At 55.0% G+C, this 16,976-nt stretch carries 15 protein-coding genes; 3 read left to right on the top strand and 12 right to left on the bottom strand.

Annotation, left to right across the window (positions count from 1 at the left end):
- Nucleotides 1-38: 38 nt before the first annotated feature.
- The 7 genes from HGO37_RS20910 to HGO37_RS20880 all read right to left on the bottom strand — a co-directional run bounded on the left by HGO37_RS20910 (nt 39) and on the right by HGO37_RS20880 (nt 5,703).
- Nucleotides 39-626, bottom strand: coding sequence for a glutathione S-transferase family protein (locus HGO37_RS20910; protein ID WP_250985030.1), 588 nt, complete (start codon nt 624-626; stop codon nt 39-41).
- Between the two features lie 75 nt (nt 627-701).
- Nucleotides 702-1,376: a GntR family transcriptional regulator gene (locus tag HGO37_RS20905; RefSeq protein WP_250985029.1), complete on the bottom strand. Its 675-nt coding sequence runs from the start codon at nt 1,374-1,376 to the stop codon at nt 702-704.
- A gap of 53 nt (nt 1,377-1,429) precedes the next feature.
- Entirely contained in the window at nt 1,430-1,897 is a 468-nt protein-coding gene (locus HGO37_RS20900) for a VOC family protein (protein ID WP_250985028.1), read from the bottom strand.
- Entirely contained in the window at nt 1,894-2,991 is a 1,098-nt protein-coding gene (locus HGO37_RS20895) for a mandelate racemase/muconate lactonizing enzyme family protein (protein WP_250985027.1), read from the bottom strand. Before HGO37_RS20895 ends, HGO37_RS20900 begins: the two co-directional genes overlap by 4 nt.
- Nucleotides 2,991-3,800 (bottom strand): SDR family NAD(P)-dependent oxidoreductase, encoded by an 810-nt coding sequence (locus HGO37_RS20890; protein ID WP_250985026.1) that lies wholly within the window; start codon nt 3,798-3,800, stop codon nt 2,991-2,993. The genes HGO37_RS20895 and HGO37_RS20890 overlap by 1 nt, the downstream gene beginning before the upstream one ends.
- A 2-nt stretch (nt 3,801-3,802) precedes the next feature.
- Nucleotides 3,803-4,873 carry a glycerol dehydrogenase gene (locus HGO37_RS20885; protein ID WP_250985025.1) on the bottom strand — a complete coding sequence of 357 codons (1,071 nt, stop codon included), beginning with the start codon at nt 4,871-4,873 and terminating at the stop codon, nt 3,803-3,805.
- Nucleotides 4,870-5,703 (bottom strand): shikimate dehydrogenase family protein, encoded by an 834-nt coding sequence (locus tag HGO37_RS20880; protein WP_250985024.1) that lies wholly within the window; start codon nt 5,701-5,703, stop codon nt 4,870-4,872. The genes HGO37_RS20885 and HGO37_RS20880 overlap by 4 nt, the downstream gene beginning before the upstream one ends.
- 79 nt (nt 5,704-5,782) lie before the next feature.
- Here HGO37_RS20880 and HGO37_RS20875 point away from each other — a divergent pair, with 79 nt between their 5' ends.
- Together HGO37_RS20875 and HGO37_RS20870 are read left to right on the top strand one after the other, a co-directional pair.
- The gene (locus HGO37_RS20875; RefSeq protein WP_250985023.1) at nt 5,783-6,817 is read left to right on the top strand and encodes an L-idonate 5-dehydrogenase; all 1,035 of its coding nucleotides are present in this window, start codon (nt 5,783-5,785) and stop codon (nt 6,815-6,817) included.
- 19 nt (nt 6,818-6,836) lie between these two features.
- Complete coding sequence (locus HGO37_RS20870; RefSeq protein ID WP_352230590.1) at nt 6,837-8,315, top strand: NAD-dependent succinate-semialdehyde dehydrogenase; 1,479 nt, start codon at nt 6,837-6,839, stop codon at nt 8,313-8,315.
- An 82-nt stretch (nt 8,316-8,397) separates the two neighbouring features.
- On the opposite strand, the gene HGO37_RS20865 is transcribed toward HGO37_RS20870, so the two are convergent.
- On the bottom strand, nt 8,398-9,372 hold the full coding sequence (locus HGO37_RS20865) for a transketolase family protein (protein WP_250985022.1): 975 nt from the start codon (nt 9,370-9,372) through the stop codon (nt 8,398-8,400).
- Nucleotides 9,372-10,223, bottom strand: a complete 852-nt coding sequence (locus HGO37_RS20860; RefSeq protein ID WP_250985021.1) for a transketolase — start codon at nt 10,221-10,223, stop codon at nt 9,372-9,374. The genes HGO37_RS20865 and HGO37_RS20860 overlap by 1 nt, the downstream gene beginning before the upstream one ends.
- A gap of 553 nt (nt 10,224-10,776) precedes the next feature.
- Between HGO37_RS20860 and HGO37_RS20855 the strand changes: the two genes are divergently transcribed.
- Nucleotides 10,777-12,027 carry an MFS transporter gene (locus HGO37_RS20855; protein WP_250985020.1) on the top strand — a complete coding sequence of 417 codons (1,251 nt, stop codon included), beginning with the start codon at nt 10,777-10,779 and terminating at the stop codon, nt 12,025-12,027.
- A 120-nt stretch (nt 12,028-12,147) separates the two neighbouring features.
- Here the strand turns inward: HGO37_RS20855 and HGO37_RS20850 are convergent, their stop codons facing one another.
- The 3 genes from HGO37_RS20850 to HGO37_RS20840 form a co-directional block, all read right to left on the bottom strand.
- Nucleotides 12,148-14,931, bottom strand: a complete 2,784-nt coding sequence (locus tag HGO37_RS20850; RefSeq protein ID WP_250985019.1) for a TonB-dependent receptor — start codon at nt 14,929-14,931, stop codon at nt 12,148-12,150.
- 111 nt (nt 14,932-15,042) lie between these two features.
- On the bottom strand, nt 15,043-16,038 hold the full coding sequence (locus tag HGO37_RS20845; RefSeq protein WP_250985018.1) for a FecR family protein: 996 nt from the start codon (nt 16,036-16,038) through the stop codon (nt 15,043-15,045).
- A 102-nt stretch (nt 16,039-16,140) separates the two neighbouring features.
- On the bottom strand, nt 16,141-16,656 hold the full coding sequence (locus HGO37_RS20840) for an RNA polymerase sigma factor (RefSeq protein WP_250985017.1): 516 nt from the start codon (nt 16,654-16,656) through the stop codon (nt 16,141-16,143).
- Between the last annotated feature and the right edge of the window lie 320 nt (nt 16,657-16,976).

The following is a 16,976-nucleotide window of genomic DNA, read 5'->3' as shown; positions in this document are numbered from 1 at the left end:
TTTCAGCGTCAAGTCCGCCAACAGCCTGCAAACGCGTGTTATTCAAACAAAGTGGCCTGCATCGACGGTTTGGCGGAGACAGCATCCAACCATGACGCGAGTGCGGGGTGACGAACTCGCCAAGCATCCTCGGAAAAACGGAAATCCAGATATGTCAGCGCACAGGCAATCGAGATCGCCCCAATATGGAAGCGGGACAGTTCACCAATGTTTTGCTCCAGATGCGCCAGTGTCTGGTCAATCGTGCGCCTGTAGAGCCGGATACGCTCAGGCGATTGCTGTTCTACAGGACGCAATGTTTCATGGCGGCGGGGGACTGCCGCGTCCATGATCCCGTCACCCAGGGCCTGTTGCAGCAGCGCCTGCCAGCGCGCACCGCTCTCCAACGGAAATAGCTTTGGACCATAGGTTACATCGAGATATTCGCTGATCAGCGGGCTGTCAAAAAATGCCTTTCCGTCGTCCAGCAGCAGGGCCGGAACACGGTTCAGCGGATTGACGGCAGCAAGCGTGACATCGTCAGACATGGCATTGACGGTAACCAATTCAAGCGGCACATCGAGTTCGTGCGCAACCACCCTAACCTTGCGGGAATAGGGTGAAGGCACTGCATATAGAAGTTTCATGCGGTTTCTCCGGGCGTGAAAAAGTGTCCGCCGATGAGGTCATCGGCGGTTATAAAATCAGAAATCCAGGATTGCTCAGACGGCTGTCTTGCGCTCGGCTTCGAGGGTCCGGACCATTTCCTCGCCCCACAGGATATCTTCCTGCATGGCGGCACGGCTTGCCTGTGCGTCTCCGGCTTCCAACGCAGCAATCAGGTCATAATGTTTGTGATTGTCACCCGAAAGCTGACGTACCGGCATCCGGTCGTGGAAGGTACGAAGGAACGGGCCCATCAGGACCCACATATTTTCACAGATGCTTTCGAGGATCGGCAATTGCGCAAGACGCAGGATTGCAAAGTGAAAATCGCGGTTCAAAACACTTGCTCGCTCAGGGCTTGTCGCAGCGGCCTTGATAAATTCAGCGTTGATGGCTTTCAGCGCCTTGATATCTGCCTTGGTGGCCAGTTCTGCTGCACGTGCTGCTGCAACACCTTCAAGCTCGACGCGAATACGTTGCACCTCCCGCAAACTCTGCGGGGAAAGATCAGGAACCTGCACAGATGTGGCAGCGCGCATTTCCAGGGCCCGCTCGCTGACCAGACGGAAAATCGCTTCGCGTACCGGGGTTATGCTCGTGCCATATTCTTCGGCCACGCCTGAGATCGTCAGGCGTTGGCCCGGTGCATACTGGCCGTCCATAAGTGCATTGCGCAAATTGCCATAAAGCTGTGTCGACAGGTTTTCCCGCGAAATAGGTTTCTGGGCCAATCCGGCATCCTTTCAGGCAACGAAACAAATCATATATGATCTAACATACTTCTCTATGACCTGGGTAGCTCGACCAGTTCGATAAGCACGCCATGTGGATCACGCATGTATAACCCCCGCAAACCGGCCGCTATACCCTCGGTAATCTCGGTCAGTTCGCCTTGCTCAGATCCGCCATTCCGGAGAATGTCATCGCGCAGCGCCTCGACATTTTTTATGCGCAGGCAGATATGTGCGGCACCCGGCTGGCTGCCACGCGGCACGGATGGCGTGTCCTGTTCATCAAACTGGATGAACTCGATATGGCCACCATGGCCATAGAGATGCACGAGCTTCACCTGCGCATTTGGCACACCCATGAAGCGTGAAATCCAAGGCTGACGTCGTTCGCCAATCGGTTTCGCCTCAAATCCCATCACATTGGTCCAGAAGGCGACCGAGCGCTCAATATCGGGGGTAATCCAGCCGGTATGGTCGAGGCTGGATTGTCCCCATTTTTCCAGATAGGCCTGATCTGTCATTTCGAAAAAATTTCCTGACGGGTTGTGTAGGGCGCCACCCGGTCCCAATCGAGTGCGAGACCCGCACCTTTGCGTCCAGTGGCAATGATGTTTCCGCCTTCGATGACCGGAGGTGACAAGAAAAACTGGTCGATCGGATCGGCCCCGACCTCCGGCATGATCATTTCGACACAGCGAACCGCATCAAAAGCCAATGCCAGCTCAGCGTGAAGCGCTGCAAAAACATGCGGAATGACGGGCCTGTCAAAGGCGTGAGCCACCGCAATTGCCTCTACTGCACCGGTAATGCCGCCACTGACCGAGGCATCGACCCGGAGAATACCGCCAGCATTGGCAAGATCACGAAAGCCCGAGAGATCGATGACGTCCTCGCCCACCGCCAGCGGAATGTCGAGCCGCGAGGACAATGAGGCGATGGCATGCACCTGCGTTGGTGCGAATGGGTCTTCAACAAAAGCGGCACCAAGCTTTTCCGCCAGCCTGCACCAGGGAAGCGCCTGATCAATGCTGGTCCACGACCAATGCGCATCAATCCCAAATTTGACACCTGTTGGCAGTGACGCAGCAAGAGCCTCCATGACAGCCTTGTCAGCCTCGAAATTTAGCCCATCAATCATGCATTTGATGGTCTTGAACCCGCGGGCAGCGAGATTTGCGCCTTCCGTGGCAGCCCGTTCCGGCGTCATGCCGTAACCGATTACCGGCATGACAGGCACCTTGTCCCGAACGGCGCCCAAAACAGTGGAAAGCGGTTGGCCAACCGACACGGACCAGGCATCCCAAAGCGCAATGTCACAAAGGCTCATTCCTCTGACCATGGCCGCACGCGGTGCAGGCGTTGGTCCCAGTGCAAGTTTACGCAACCGGTTTCGATCGGCCGCCTTTTCGCCCGGATAATGCCGGGCCGCCTTGGCCACCAGATCAAAGAGCGGCAGACCACGATCATAGCCATAAGCGTAACCTTCCGACCCGTCGGAAAGCACCAGCTTCACAACGACATAATCCCGTTGTGCGATGGTAACAGGACCGAGTTGAACCGGTTTTTGAAGCGGGATGCAGACAGACCTCGCTTCGAGTTTTGCAATTGTCGTCATCAGCTTGCCACGCCCAGATCAGCGCTTTCGGTGAGGAATGCATTGGCTGTCATGCCGCCATCCACCATCAAGACGTGGCCTGTCACAAAACTTGCCGCTTCGGACGCCAGGAAGATTGCCGAACCCATTAACTCATCTGGCTCGGCCCAGCGTGCCAGAGGCGTGCGGTCGATGACCTGCTGCTCAAAAGTTCCCGTCCCCAGCACCTTCTTGTTCATGTCAGTCAAAATATAACCGGGACCGATCGCATTGACCGTGATGCCGCAGGAACCAAGCTCCGCTGCCAGACCACGTGTGATGCCAACCACCCCGTGCTTGGCCGCAACATAGGATATGACGCCGGGGCGCGAACTGATGGCCATGACCGACGCTGTGTTGATGATACGCCCGTATTTCTGCTTGCGCATGTGGCGAATGCATTCACGCGCCACGCCGTAGAGCGAACTGAGATTGATGGAAATGACCTTGTTCCAGTCATCCATGTCATGGCTTTCAACCGGCTTGCGAATAAGAATACCGGCATTGTTCATCAATATGTCGAGCCTGCCATTGCGCTCAACAATACCGTCGACAGCGGCGGCAACCGCTGGCGTGTCAGTCACATCAAAGGTGACGGCTTCGGCACTCCAGCCGCTGGCCTTCAAGCTCTCGACCGCAGCGTTGGCGTTATCGGCATTGATATCGTTGATAACGACGTGCGCACCTGCCGAGGCAAGTCCTTTCGCAAAGGAAAAACCAATGCCGCGACCAGCACCGGTTACCAATGCAATGCGGCCTTTCAACGAGAAAAGTTCAGTCCCTGTGGTCATGATCAAGCGGCCTCGATGATGGTAATAGCGCGGGCGATATCGTCAGCCGAAATCGGCTTTACAAATTTCTTCATATGCGCGGCCTCGGCAGACACGGTGGCGATGGTTTCGACAACCGAATTCGACCGCTCGTCCAGACCGAGATCCGCCAGTTTCAGCGGCAGTTTGGCGTCACGATAGAAATCGTACATATCGGCCATGAAGTTATCATCGCGGTCCTCAAGCACAAGCTGCACCAGCAGGCCGTAAGCGACCTGATGACCATGAAGTGCGTTGGCGATACCGGGCACTGCTGACAGTCCACGCGTCATGCCGTGAGACACGGAAAGTCCGCCACTTTCAAAGGCCAGACCGCTCATCAGAACGCAGGCTTCAACCAGTGCCTCGAGATGTTCGTCCGGTTCGCCGCGCTCAAGCGCGGCATAAGCGGCGGTGGTGTGTTCACGCACAGTATCATAACATGCATGAGCGAGCGCTAGAGCAGAGCGCGGTGATGCCGCACCAAACACGTTATTGCCCTTTGCTCCGATGCACTGCTCAACCTCGAAACGTTTGACCAGCGCATCACCAACGCCTGCGGACAGCAATTTCAGCGGTGCCTTGGCGATAATAGCTGTATCGACAAGCACAAGATCAGGGTTAGCACGGTTCTGTTCCACGCCAACCAGCTTGTGGTCGCTGTCGTAGACAACCGCGATATGACTGGTGGGAGAATCATTTGAGGCAACCGTCGGAACCGAAATGAAAGCGGCCTTCAGCGCCCTTGCCACCAGCTTGCCGGTATCGATGGTTTTGCCACCACCTGCAGCAATCACCACGTCATGTTTTGCATCGGACACTTCCTTCACCAGTCGCTCAATCTCGGCATAGGTGATTTCGCCGCCAAAACGCAGACCTGTCACACTAACGCCTTCCTCCTGCGCACTGCGGGTGATGGTTGGGCCAACAATTGCGTTGACATTATCATCGGCCAGAAGGATCGCGGATGTTCCAAATCCCGCAAGTTCCTTGCCGATGGCTGCAAGAACGCCTGGCCCCTGAATATAGCGGCGTGGTGCTCCAAAAATAATCATGCGTTTTCTCTCCGGATATTCAAAATATGTTCATCCGGGACCTGCCGGACAACGAAATCAATGAAAGGATCTATCTGGCCGGTCAGCATATGAACGCCCTCGTGGACCATCGCACCGCGCAGGTGCGCTTCCTCCAGAAGTCGCGTAACGGGTGGCGACATGATGACTTCGGCAACGATGCTGCCACGCTCCAGCGTATCGGGATCAAGCGGCAGCGGATCATTATCATGCATGCCAAGAGCCGTGCCATTGACCACCAGATCGAAACCGGTTCCATCGGCCTTGCCAACACTGACAGGTGTTGCCGGATACAGTGCCCGCAAACGGTCCACCAACGCTTGCGCACGGGCTTCGGTACGGTTGCTGATAACCAACTCGCGGACACCGGCCGCCAGAAGCGCATCGGCTATGGCAACAGAAACACCGCCCGCGCCCACCAAAAGCGCTTTCTTGCCAGCTGGGTTACGCCCCAGACGCGATAGACCGCCCGTAAAACCCTCACCATCGAGTATACGACCGACCAAGGCTCCGTCAGCATCCTTGCGAACGACATTGGCAACACCAAGCAATGCGGCAGGGCCTTCAAGCCTGTCGCACAACGCAGCAACGGTCTCCTTGTGAGGGATTGTGATAATCGCACCGGGCACACTTTCGCTGATGCGCAGCGCATTCATCACGGCGACGAGATTGTCAGGGTGGACCTGCCACGGCACCAGCACCGCATCCAGCCCACGCTCCGTGCAGCGGGCATTAAACAGCTGCGGAGTCCGCAAATGCGCAGACGGATACGCAATATGAATGAGAACTTGCGTTCTCCCGTTAATCTCCATCAGCGCCTCCCTCGCATTGTCATCACGTATCATGCATGATATTTGATTGTCGTCAACGCAAAAGTCTTTGGGAGGAGCAATGAAGGCAGTTGTATTACACGCACCACATCATCTGGTGATCGAGGATCGAGATATGCCCGTTCCAAGCGACGGAGAGGTGCTGGTCCGCATTCATAAGGGGGGAATCTGCGGCTCGGACATGCATTATTACCATCATGGCGGCTTCGGGACAGTGCGCATGAAGGCACCGATGGTACCCGGACACGAACTTTCGGGCGTTGTTGAACGCCTTGGCGTGGATGTTTCTGGAAAAAGCGTCGGTACAGCAGTTGCGGTCAATCCATCGCTCGCTTGTGGAAAATGCAGCTACTGCGCGTCGGGCACGCCACGGCACTGCTCCGATATGCGCTTCATGGGCAGCGCCATGCGCAACCCACATATTGATGGCGGTTTCCGCGAATATGTAGTGGTTCGGGCGGCGCAGGCCGTGCCGGTCGGGACACTTGCAGGGCTTGATGAAGCAGCCTGCGCAGAACCATTGGCCGTATGCCTGCATGCGGTATCGCAGGCACCGGATCTGCGGGGCAAACGCGTTCTTGTCACCGGTTTCGGGCCAATCGGCGCACTGACATTCCTTGCTGCAAGACACGCCGGAGCAGCTGCAATCTCTGCGACCGATGTTGCCGACATGCCGCTTCGTCTTGCAGCGCAATTGGGGGCAGAAAAGACTTGGAACGTCACAATGCCCGGTATGATGGAAGAAGAATACCGCGATCGGGGGCAGTTCGATGTGGTATTTGAATGCTCTGGCAATCAGGCTGCAATGCAGACAGCCATTGGCGTCACCAAGCCCGGCGGCACGATTATTCAGGTAGGGCTTTTGCCTGACGAGATAACCACAGCCTTTAATCCTGTCATCACCAAGGAAATCACCTTCCGGGGATCATTTCGTTTCGACAGCGAATTTGATCTGGCTGTCCGGCTGATCTCAGACCGCACCATCGATGTGCGGCCAATCATTTCCCGCACCTTCAAATTTGACCGCGCTGACGACGCTTTCGCCTTCGCCCGTGATCGACAGCAGGCCATCAAGGTCATGCTCGACTTTGCATAACAACAGGAAACCTTATCCCGTGACACATGATCTTCGTTCCCGGCTCACTGATCCGAGCCTGCTTGCAGACAAGGCGTTCATCGCTGGCCAGTGGGCAATAGCTGACAGCGGTCGCACACTGGCTGTCGATAATCCCGCAACGGGCAAGGAAATTGCCACAGTGCCCGACATGGGTCGCACAGAGACCGCGCGAGCAATCGACGCGGCATATGTTGCCCAGAAGAAATGGGCAGCCCTGACCGCCGGTGAGCGCTCCAAGATACTGCGCAACTGGTTTGAACTGATAATGGCCAATCAGGAAGACCTGGCGATCATCCTCACCACGGAAATGGGCAAACCGTTGGCTGAGGCGCGCGGCGAAATTGCCTACGGCGCGGCCTATGTCGAATGGTTTGCCGAGGAAGCAAAACGTGCTTATGGCGACATTATCCCGGGCCACGCCGGCGACAAACGGATCATGGTCATCAAACAACCGGTTGGCGTGGTTGGCTCGATAACCCCGTGGAATTTCCCGATCGCCATGATTGCCAGAAAGGCTGCTCCTGCGCTGGCGGCAGGATGCACATTCATCTCCAAACCGGCAAAACAGACACCACTGTCAGCATTGGCACTGGCGGTCCTCGCAGAGCGTGCCGGCGTCCCGACCGGCGTATTTTCTGTACTGACCTCCGCCTCAAGTTCAGCAATCGGCGCCGAATTCTGCGAAAATGAAAAGGTCAGGAAACTGAGCTTCACCGGATCTACAGAAGTTGGCCGTATCCTGATGCGTCAGGCCTCGGACCAGATCAAGAAACTGAGCCTTGAACTTGGCGGCAACGCGCCATTCATCGTGTTTGAGGATGCCGATATCGATGAGGCCGTCGAAGGCGCAATCCTTTCGAAATTCCGCAATGCCGGGCAAACCTGTGTATGCACCAACCGCATCTATGCCCATGACAGCATCTACGACACATTTGTCGAGAAATTAGCGAAAGCCGTGGCAAATCTGAAAATCGGCGACGGCCTGCAAGAAGCCATCAAACTCGGCCCGCTGATCGACAAGGCAGCTGTGGCCAAAGTCGAGGAGCATATAGCCGACGCCCTCTCAAAAGGCGCCACACTGGTTGTGGGCGGCAAACCCGATGAGCGTGGTGGGTGTTTCTTCCAACCAACCGTCCTGCGCGACGTTCATCAGGGCATGGCTGTTGCACGCGAAGAAACATTCGGACCGCTCGCTCCGGTTTTCCGGTTTAGCGATGTCGACGAAGTCATCGAGATGGCCAATGACACAATATTCGGGTTAGCCGCCTATTTTTATGCTCGTGATCTGTCGCGTGTCTTCAAGGTGGCGGAAGCACTTGAATACGGCATCGTCGGCGTCAACACCGGGCTGGTATCCACCGAAGTCGCACCGTTTGGTGGCATTAAACAATCCGGCACCGGCCGCGAAGGTTCGAAATACGGCATGGATGACTACATGGAGCTAAAATATATCTGCCTGGGTGGCATCGGGAGCTAAACGTTTCTATTGTCACAACAAAAATGGCGATCTCCCAAGAGACCGCCATTTTTTCAAGCCCGTTTTTACGGACCACGGGAGATCAGACCAGACGTGATGCCACGTCTTCAATACCGGCCGCATCAAGTTTGTAGTGGCGGTAAAGATGGGTTGGCGGGGCAATCAGGCTGTATTCATCCATGATACCGTGACGCACCAATCGAGCCGCACCCGGGTTTTCCGCCATCACTTCAGCGACCGCGGAACCCAGACCACCAAGAATATTGTGCTCTTCCACCGTCAGGACGACTTTGGAGGCTTTGGCCGCTTCAAGAACCGCCTCAACATCGAGCGGCTTGATGGTGTGCATATCGATCAAACCGACGGAGTAACCCTTGGCGTTAAGCGCCTGCATGGCCGCTTTCGCGCCATGTACCGGCATGCCGCAGGCAATGATGGTGAGGTCCTTGCCGATAGCATGAACCTTCGCCTTGCCGATCTGGAATTTTTCCGTGTCGTCATAAACAACCGGATCGTGACCACGATGGGTTCTGAAATAGATCGGTTCCTTGTATACAGCAGATTCCAGCAAAAGCTGCTTGTACTGCTGACCATCAGAGGGTGAGATAACCGTTAGATCCGCGATGGCCCGCATGGTGGAAATGTCTTCCGTGGCATGGTGGGACGTGCCGTAAAAGCCCATGGAAATGCCGGTATGATGCCCGATCAGCCGCACCGGCTGCGCGCAGTAGGCCACATCCATGCGAATCTGTTCGCATGTCAGCAGACCGATGAAAGACGCGAAGGTTGCGACATAGGGAATAAGCCCGGTCGTCGCCATACCAGCGGCGGCAGACACCATGTTTTGTTCGGAAATACCGAACTGAACAAAACGATCGGGGTAACGTTCCGCGAAGGCAAAAAGGCCGTTGGAGTGCTGAAGGTCGGCAGTGCCTGCAGCAATGGGATGACCAGCTTCGACAAGTTCAATCAGCGCATCGGACAGCACGGAAAGCGACGGCGCCTTCTTGTTGAGATCGCGATATTGCCAGGATTGTGGGTTCTGTGGGGCGTTCATTATTGGACTCCATCTAGAATGGTCTGGCGCGCGCGCTCTTCATCATCCGGGGCAAGCCAACCAAGATGCCAGCCAGGCTCCGTTTCCATGTAATCAATGCCCTTGCCTTTCAGCGTCTTGGCAATGATGCAGCATGGCTTGGTACGCTCGCGGTCGGCCTTGACCTCACGGAGTTTTTCGGTGAGCTCAACAATGTCGTGGCCATCGACCACATGCACTTCCCAACCGAAAGCACGCCACTTTTCATCCAGTGGCTCGATTGCAATGACATCGTCCACCTTGCCATCCAGCTGATAGCCGTTGCGGTCAACGATGGCGATGACGTTGGACAGGCCGTGGCTGGACGCGTTCAATGCCGCTTCCCAGACCTGGCCTTCCTGCATCTCGCCGTCACCCAGCAAGACAAAGACGTCGAAATTCTGCTTCTGGATCCGCGCGCCATGCGCCATGCCAACACCATTGGATAGCGCATGGCCGATAGAACCTGAGCTGAAGTCGACACCCGGCACCTTGCGCATGTCAGGATGGTCACCCAAAGGGCTGCCAAGACGCGTATAGTCGTCCAGCCATTCTACGGGAAAGAAATCAAGATCAGCGAGAATGGGAAACAGACCAACCGCCGCATGGCCCTTGCCCATCAGGAAGCGATCACGATCAGCCCATTTCGGCTCTCCACGCCGAATATTCATCACGTCATAATAGAGTGAAGAGAAAATCTCGGCGCATGAAAAGACGGACGAATAGTGTCCGACCTTGGCGATGCTGATAAGCCGAATGGTCTCCAGTCGGACGAATCTCGCCCGCTCCTCGAGACGGGCAATCAGCTCCGGCCCCAGTTCGGTGTTCTGCATAAACATATCTCGCTTTTGTCGTTACGAGGCACGCCCCGACCTCCGCCGTTTCCGGCGGCGCCCGGGCCAGCTCCTCCACTGTGGCCCCTGCCGTTCAGTAAAAAAAACATACGAAGAAAAATATCATGCGTCAAGCATGATGCATCATATATGATGTTGACTCATGTTTTACCTGAAATCCGCCCCTCCGGTTTGACAGAAAGTTTGGGGGTAGCGTCGCAGACTAACGCAACCAAGCAGCCCCTTCAGCCAAAAATTCAATTTTCAGCGATGTCGCAAATTGGACACTAATTTGTCGTTTCCGGCATTCCAATTTGGTCGTAATAAGAGGAGATTGCCGCCGAATTTGATTATTCGGACTGGTTCAGCAACGACGCTGAAACGGTTCCGTCAGACTGGATTATCCCTTTGTAAAAACATCAGTATTTACGACCAATATGTCGTTACCTGTTTCCGGCAATGTCCAGCTTGATCTGTGTAAAACCCGATGAATGCCAATGTTTGCAGGTACTCATCAGCCTTCCCATATCCTCCCCCCTGAAATGAGATACTCATGTCTATGCAACTCCTGGCAAAGGTGTTGGCTCCGCTACTCGGCCTTTTTATTCTAAGTGTCGGAAATGGCTTCCTGTCATCGCTTACCACCCTGCGGCTTGACGCCAGCGGCGCATCCGCCACCATGGTTGGCATTGTTTCTTCCGCCTATTTTATTGGCCTCACGATCGGCGCACTGTTCCACGACCGACTGATCGTGCGGATAGGTCACATTCGCGCCTATAGCAGTTTTGCATCGCTGGGCGTCGTTAGCATCCTGATGCAGGCACTGTCCGCGGACTGGACCGTCTGGATCCTCGCGCGTCTGGTTTATGGCTGGACGACAGTTGGTATTTTTCTTGTCATCGAAAGCTGGTTGTTGCTTGCCGCCGACCAGAGTGTACGCGGCCGTCTGCTGGCTTTGTACATGATTTCCTTTTATGGCGCTGGCGCTCTCAGTCAGGTGTTGCTTGGATCCGTTGCAGGCCTGGGAGAAACTGCACCGTTCATCACCGCAGCGATGCTTGCCTCACTCTCGGTTCTGCCAATTGTGATCTTGCCGCGCATAACACCAACAGTGGAACGGGTGGAAGCACTCAAACCATCCCGACTGTTTCAGATGTCGCCGAGTGGCGTTATCGGCTGCTTTGGTTCTGGTGTCGCAATTGCGGCAATATATTCGCTTCTGCCGCTTTATCTCCAACATGCTGGTCTGCAGGTTGAAGAGGTCGGTCACATGATGGCCAGCGTCATCCTAGGCGCTATGGTGCTGCAATATCCAGTGGGACGCTGGTCTGACCGGCAGGACAGACGTATCGTGCTGATCACACTGGCATTCATTTGCCTGTTGTTGTGTGCTGCCATTTTGTTGCTGCCACATACGTCGACGACACTCATGATCACCATGTTCCTGTTCGGCGGCGGCGTGTTTGCCATCTATCCGGTATCGGTCAGCTTTGCGGCCGACCGCGCCTCATCAGAATCGCTGGTACCGATCATTCAGGGTCTGCTGCTGATAAACTCCCTTGGTTCGGCCATAAGCCCAATCGCCATTTCGCCCGTCATGAACCATTTCGGTGCGTCCGGCCTGTTCTGGTCACTGGCTGTTCTCAACGTCGGCCTGATATCATTCTTCTTCTGGAGGCGTGGTGTCCGCCCGGAATCGAACCACGTTGCGCCATTTGCAGCAACAACCGCGATGACGCCGGTTGGCGCGGAACTGCGTGTCACCGACGAAATGATCCAAGGCGTACACGACAACGAGACTTGATCGGTGTGAAGATGCGGCCTGAACATTCAGGCCGCATGCTTGCAAAAGTTTATTCGAGATCAGACCCGCCGATCCCGAGTGTCGTGCCAACGGCCTGGTGCCTCATTCAAAACGGTGAGATCAAAACTTTGCGGTCATGTTGACACGGAACGTACGTCCCGGAGATGGCATAAGACCAAGCGTCAATGCGTCCATGTAGTAAACGTCGGTAACGTTATCGACGGCGAGGTCGATATTGACACTGTCATTGACCTTATAGCTCGCGAACAGATCAAGCAGTGTGTATTTCGACCAATTGACCACGGTCGTATAACCACCGGTGTCATTGCTGGTCATGGTTCCTCGGTCGCCAACAAAAGTCACACGTCCGCCAGCTTCCAGAGCCTCTTCCATTAGCCGGACACCGGCTGTCAGCGAGGCGGATTTGCGAGGCGGCAGATGCAACTGGGCATAACCGTTCTGAATGCCGGAAGATCGGCAATTCACGCCAAGATTCAACTCTGCAGCACAAAACTCGGTCTTGTCGTAAACCGTGCCACCGATATCGAAGTAGCCCCACCCGACGTCATAACCGATCGACGCCTCGTAACCGCGAAACAAAGCGCTATCGATGTTCTTGACCGACACATCCGGGTAGTTTGTACGGGACAGATAGTCCTTCACATTATTGTTGAAATAGGACGCCTTGAACCGCACCTTATCCCCGCCAAGCAGAACATCCTCCTGAAGAACATTGATACCGATTTCCGTGTTGCGTGAATGCTCCGGTCTTACGCCAACCAGCGGGTTGGTATTGAATGAAAAACCGGTGGTCGATTCAAACAGACTCGGCGAACGAATTGCTTCGGAATATTTCGTGTAAAGCTGAATGCCGTCCCACGGCTCGAGCGTTGCGCCGATCATCGGCGCCCAGCCGCTGTTTTTCTCTTCGTTATGCAGGGTGGAACCATAATTGGTGTTGTTGTCATAAGACTGCGTCCACGTGTAACGGATCGCACCATCGAACTTCAGCCAATCGGTGGGTTTCCAATCGACGGCAGTAAATGCACTGGCTTCCTTGCGCCATCCGTCACGCGAGGCGAGCAATCCATTGGAATCAATATTCACATGACCGGATGGCGGTTCAATGGTCTCATACACAAAGGATCCGCCAACTGACACACCGACTTCGCCCCAGTCCGTGTCGATCTCAGATGCGTTGACGACGTCAAAACCGTAGCGTTTGGCGATATCCCAATAGGCTTGCGGCAACTCCAATGTTCCGCCGAAAGGAAAGCTGAAGGCATAAGGCGTAACAATCTTGGTGTCGGTGTCTGTCATCCAGAGGTTGGCTTTGAGATCGATCAGATCGTTTTCTTCCGGGTTCCATTTGTACCCTGCGCGGTATGTGTTGACGGAAACCTCACTGAGAGGTGCCTGCGTTGCGCCATCAAAACGGATGATCACCGACGGCATCATTTCACCAAACATGCTGTGATACCGCATGTAGCTCATATCAAAGGTGTGGCCGCCGTCCAATTCCAGTTTCGACTTCAGCATATAGGACGTGTTATCCTGAGAGGTATTGAGAACCTCCTCACCGCCTCTATAGCGGTTCAGGCCATTTAGAGAGAAAACCGTATAGTCTGTAATCCGGTCCGGAGTGCCACTTCGTCCCGGACGAATAATCGTGTCATAGGATTTTTTCAGGACGGGTGTCCTGCCCCGCGTTCCGGCGAAATAGTTGCCATTCTTGCGTCTTGCATAGGCGCCGACGACCTCGAACATGTCATTGCGTCCGGCAATTGCGACACTACCATTGCCGGTGGTCGGGGTAAGAAAAGCAGGGCGGTCCAAACCGTAGGGGCTGCCCGAGAGCAAGTCATCAGGAATAGTATCGACGGCGCAGGGGGTGTAGTTGCAACCGGTAATGAAGCGGGACTTTGCCAAGGGCGGATAACCACCCGGCGTGCCGACGGCTGGCGGTGTGGTCGTATTGCTCATCAAGCCACCACGCACCCGAATACCCCAGTTTTTATCACCCTTGATAATATCGTCTGCATTGATGGTTTCCATGCGTACAAGGCCGCCGGTTGCGCCAACACCATAGACGCTGGCAGAGGGACCTTTTTCGATAACAACGCCACCAATCATGTCGGGATCAACATAGTTGCGTGAGGCGACGCCAGAATAACCGCGGTAAACCGTGTTCTGCTGCGTGGTGCCATCAACAACCACGGGAACACGGCCAAACCCCTGCATACCGCGAACGTTCACGTCGACAGCACCGCTGTTGCGGTTATCCCCGGTCAGAACACCCGGCGTTCCCTTGATAAAATCGCCAACCGACGATCCGCGAAACCGCTGAACCTTCTGTTCACTTAGAAACGCGCTGCTGCCGGCGTTGCGATAATTGGCATCCTCGTCGGCCAATACGCCAAGCGTTGCTATGCGCCCTGTCTTGCCGACGATCGTGATCGGATCAAGCAGTATTGAACCACTCGCATCGACGGGACCAGTCGCAGCACTGTCGCCGACAATCAACGCTGCAGAATTTGCTCCACTCAAACGGATGCTGACGCCGGTACCGGCAACAAGCTGCTGCAAAGCCTGCGATGGCGTGTAGCTGCCAGCAACAGCAGTCGAGGTTTTGCCGTTGACCAGCGCGGAAGAGTAGCTGATCTGCCAGCCGGTCTGGCGGATAAAGGCATTGATGGCGGATGACAGAGGCTGTGCAGGAATGGAGAACTTGACGGCATGATCGGCAACCAGCGCGGCATTCTGTTGAGCCTGTGCAAACGTGGTCGTGCCGGTAAAAACAAATCCCAGAACAGTGGATGCCATCAGCAGCGACACCACGCGCAAACGGCTTTGCTGTCTGCCAGCGGTCTTTGCAACGCCGCCTTCAAAATTCTTATGCCCCATTCCCAAACCCTTCTCATCAATTCCAAAGGGCCCTGCTCACATCATGTTGGCATGGGCCTTCGTATTCTTTGACGAACGAGGTGTGGCGAGTCGGAAAAAATAGTTGAGAATTTAACGAAGGATTATGATCCCGCCCGGCAGACGCGTCATGGAGACACCTGCTGCATTCGCGAGTGTCTGGATTGCAGCCTCAACATTGTCGAGACGATAGTTACCGGTCACAGCCAACTGGTCGTGACGTTTATCGACCATAACGACCGTACCTCTGTAGTAACGCTGCAATTCACTGAGCACGCGGGAGAAGGGTTGGTCTTCAAAAATAAGGCGGCCATCGCGCCATGCAAGCGCAGTTGATAGATCGGCCGGAGAGATGGCCGAAAGCGATGCTCCACTGGCAAAAATCATCTCGCCGGGGCGAAGATTGGCTTTCTCTGGCTGATTGCCGACACGGCGAACCTCGACAAGCCCGTGTTCCAGTACCACACGGTCGGCCTCATCGTCGCGACGCACCGAAAACGCCGTGCCCCTCACTTCGACTTCACTGTAACTTGCCACTACGCGAAATGGATGGGCCGGATCTGGCTTAACGTCAAAAAACGCCTCTCCCTGCAACAGCTTGATATTGCGCTTTCCATCAGCAAAATCGACGGCAACCGCAGACGCGGTATCCAGCGTCATCACCGATCCATCCGGCAGCGTCACGCTAGACCTGTCGCCAACGGTGGTGAGGTAATCAGCCTCCCACCGCAACATCATCACCGGATATTGCCATATACCGATGGCCATCACAGCGGCGGCCGCCATGGCAGCAAAACGGCGCGTCCAGCCAAGGTTTTTTGTTTTGACCTCCAGCTGCGGCACGGGTGTTGCCGGAAGGCTCTGTACTGCCTTTTTGAATGCGGGCGCTCCCCACATCTCTTCAAGTTCGCGATAATGCTGCGCGTGAAGCGGGCTCGTCGCAATCCAACGTTCAAAGGCAGCTTGGGTCGCCGGAACAGGTGTTGTGTTGCGCAGGCGGGCAAACCACTCCAAGGCGTCATCCACGATGGGATTATCGTGTTCGAAGCCGCTCTGGTTCATATCCTGATCGTCGTCCTGTGGTGCCACTCAAGCCGTCCAATTGATGCTGTTTTCGCGCCTTTTATATATGAGACGCTCGACGCGCTGAAATTCAGCAAAGAAAGTTATCCCGTTTTCAAAACCGGGGAGTTATCGACTGTCAAAGCGGGCAAGCGTTTCGCGGCAATGGGCCATGGCAAGCTTGAGGTCATTGAAAACGGTTCGCTCTGAAATATCGAGATGTTCGGCGATCTTTCGGTTGGACCACTCTTCGATCCTGCTCAGTCTCATCACGGTCTGCGTTCGCTCAGGCAATCCACTCAGCGCCTTTTGCAGCGCATGAAAACGCTCCCTATCCAATATTGCCGCCTCAATCGACGGCACATTGTCAGGAATGGTCTGCAGAAAATCGTCGCTCACACCATCGGCTTCATAGGTCGAGCGCATTTTGCGATGGCGCTGGTGATCAAGAGCCAAGTTGCGCGCGGTCTGGTGAAGAAATGCTTCAATATGGTCTATTGAGCCGTTTTCTATCGCCCGCCGGGCACGCAGATAGGCTTCCTGCGCGACATCCTCAGCGATCTGTGGATCACCAACGATCTTCATGACCGCCCAGATCAGGGAGCGTCGGCGAGACTGGAAAATTGCATTCAGGGCTGCGGACAAATCAGCCTCCCGCGCCCTTCAAATCTGTAAAGCCAAACACTACTGCACATGTCAATTTCGCCTGAGACGCTGGACGGCTTATGCGTTTGCAGCACCCGCGCCACAGGGCTTAGTCAAGGTCAAATGGGATTGCAACCATGCGAGACGACGCTGAAACATTCGCGTTTAGCCCCCCGCTAAAAAAACATGAGTATTCTACACATATTTTCTATTTGATTTTACTGCATGAATCGCGGTTCGTTCAGCCACAGCTGATGCTTCATGATTGGTGGCATTTTTTTGGAATGATGAATAAAATTTTCGTCATCGAATTGCATGTG

This window comes from Rhizobium sp. CG4 (assembly GCF_023701965.1).
Classification (GTDB): Bacteria; Pseudomonadota; Alphaproteobacteria; order Rhizobiales; family Rhizobiaceae; genus Agrobacterium.
The sequence above is the reverse complement of the archived record's forward strand: the minus strand, read 5'-3'. Positions and strand labels throughout refer to the sequence as shown.

Coding starts and splice junctions, on each gene's coding strand:
- HGO37_RS20880 (WP_250985024.1), bottom strand. CDS start 5,703: ATGGAGATTAACGGGAGAACGCAAGTTCTCATTCATATTGCGTATCCG.
- HGO37_RS20910 (WP_250985030.1), bottom strand. CDS start 626: ATGAAACTTCTATATGCAGTGCCTTCACCCTATTCCCGCAAGGTTAGG.
- HGO37_RS20875 (WP_250985023.1), top strand. CDS start 5,783: ATGAAGGCAGTTGTATTACACGCACCACATCATCTGGTGATCGAGGAT.
- HGO37_RS20865 (WP_250985022.1), bottom strand. CDS start 9,372: ATGAACGCCCCACAGAACCCACAATCCTGGCAATATCGCGATCTCAAC.
- HGO37_RS20890 (WP_250985026.1), bottom strand. CDS start 3,800: ATGACCACAGGGACTGAACTTTTCTCGTTGAAAGGCCGCATTGCATTG.
- HGO37_RS20855 (WP_250985020.1), top strand. CDS start 10,777: ATGTCTATGCAACTCCTGGCAAAGGTGTTGGCTCCGCTACTCGGCCTT.
- HGO37_RS20850 (WP_250985019.1), bottom strand. CDS start 14,931: ATGGGGCATAAGAATTTTGAAGGCGGCGTTGCAAAGACCGCTGGCAGA.
- HGO37_RS20900 (WP_250985028.1), bottom strand. CDS start 1,897: ATGACAGATCAGGCCTATCTGGAAAAATGGGGACAATCCAGCCTCGAC.
- HGO37_RS20885 (WP_250985025.1), bottom strand. CDS start 4,873: ATGATTATTTTTGGAGCACCACGCCGCTATATTCAGGGGCCAGGCGTT.
- HGO37_RS20895 (WP_250985027.1), bottom strand. CDS start 2,991: ATGACGACAATTGCAAAACTCGAAGCGAGGTCTGTCTGCATCCCGCTT.
- HGO37_RS20860 (WP_250985021.1), bottom strand. CDS start 10,223: ATGCAGAACACCGAACTGGGGCCGGAGCTGATTGCCCGTCTCGAGGAG.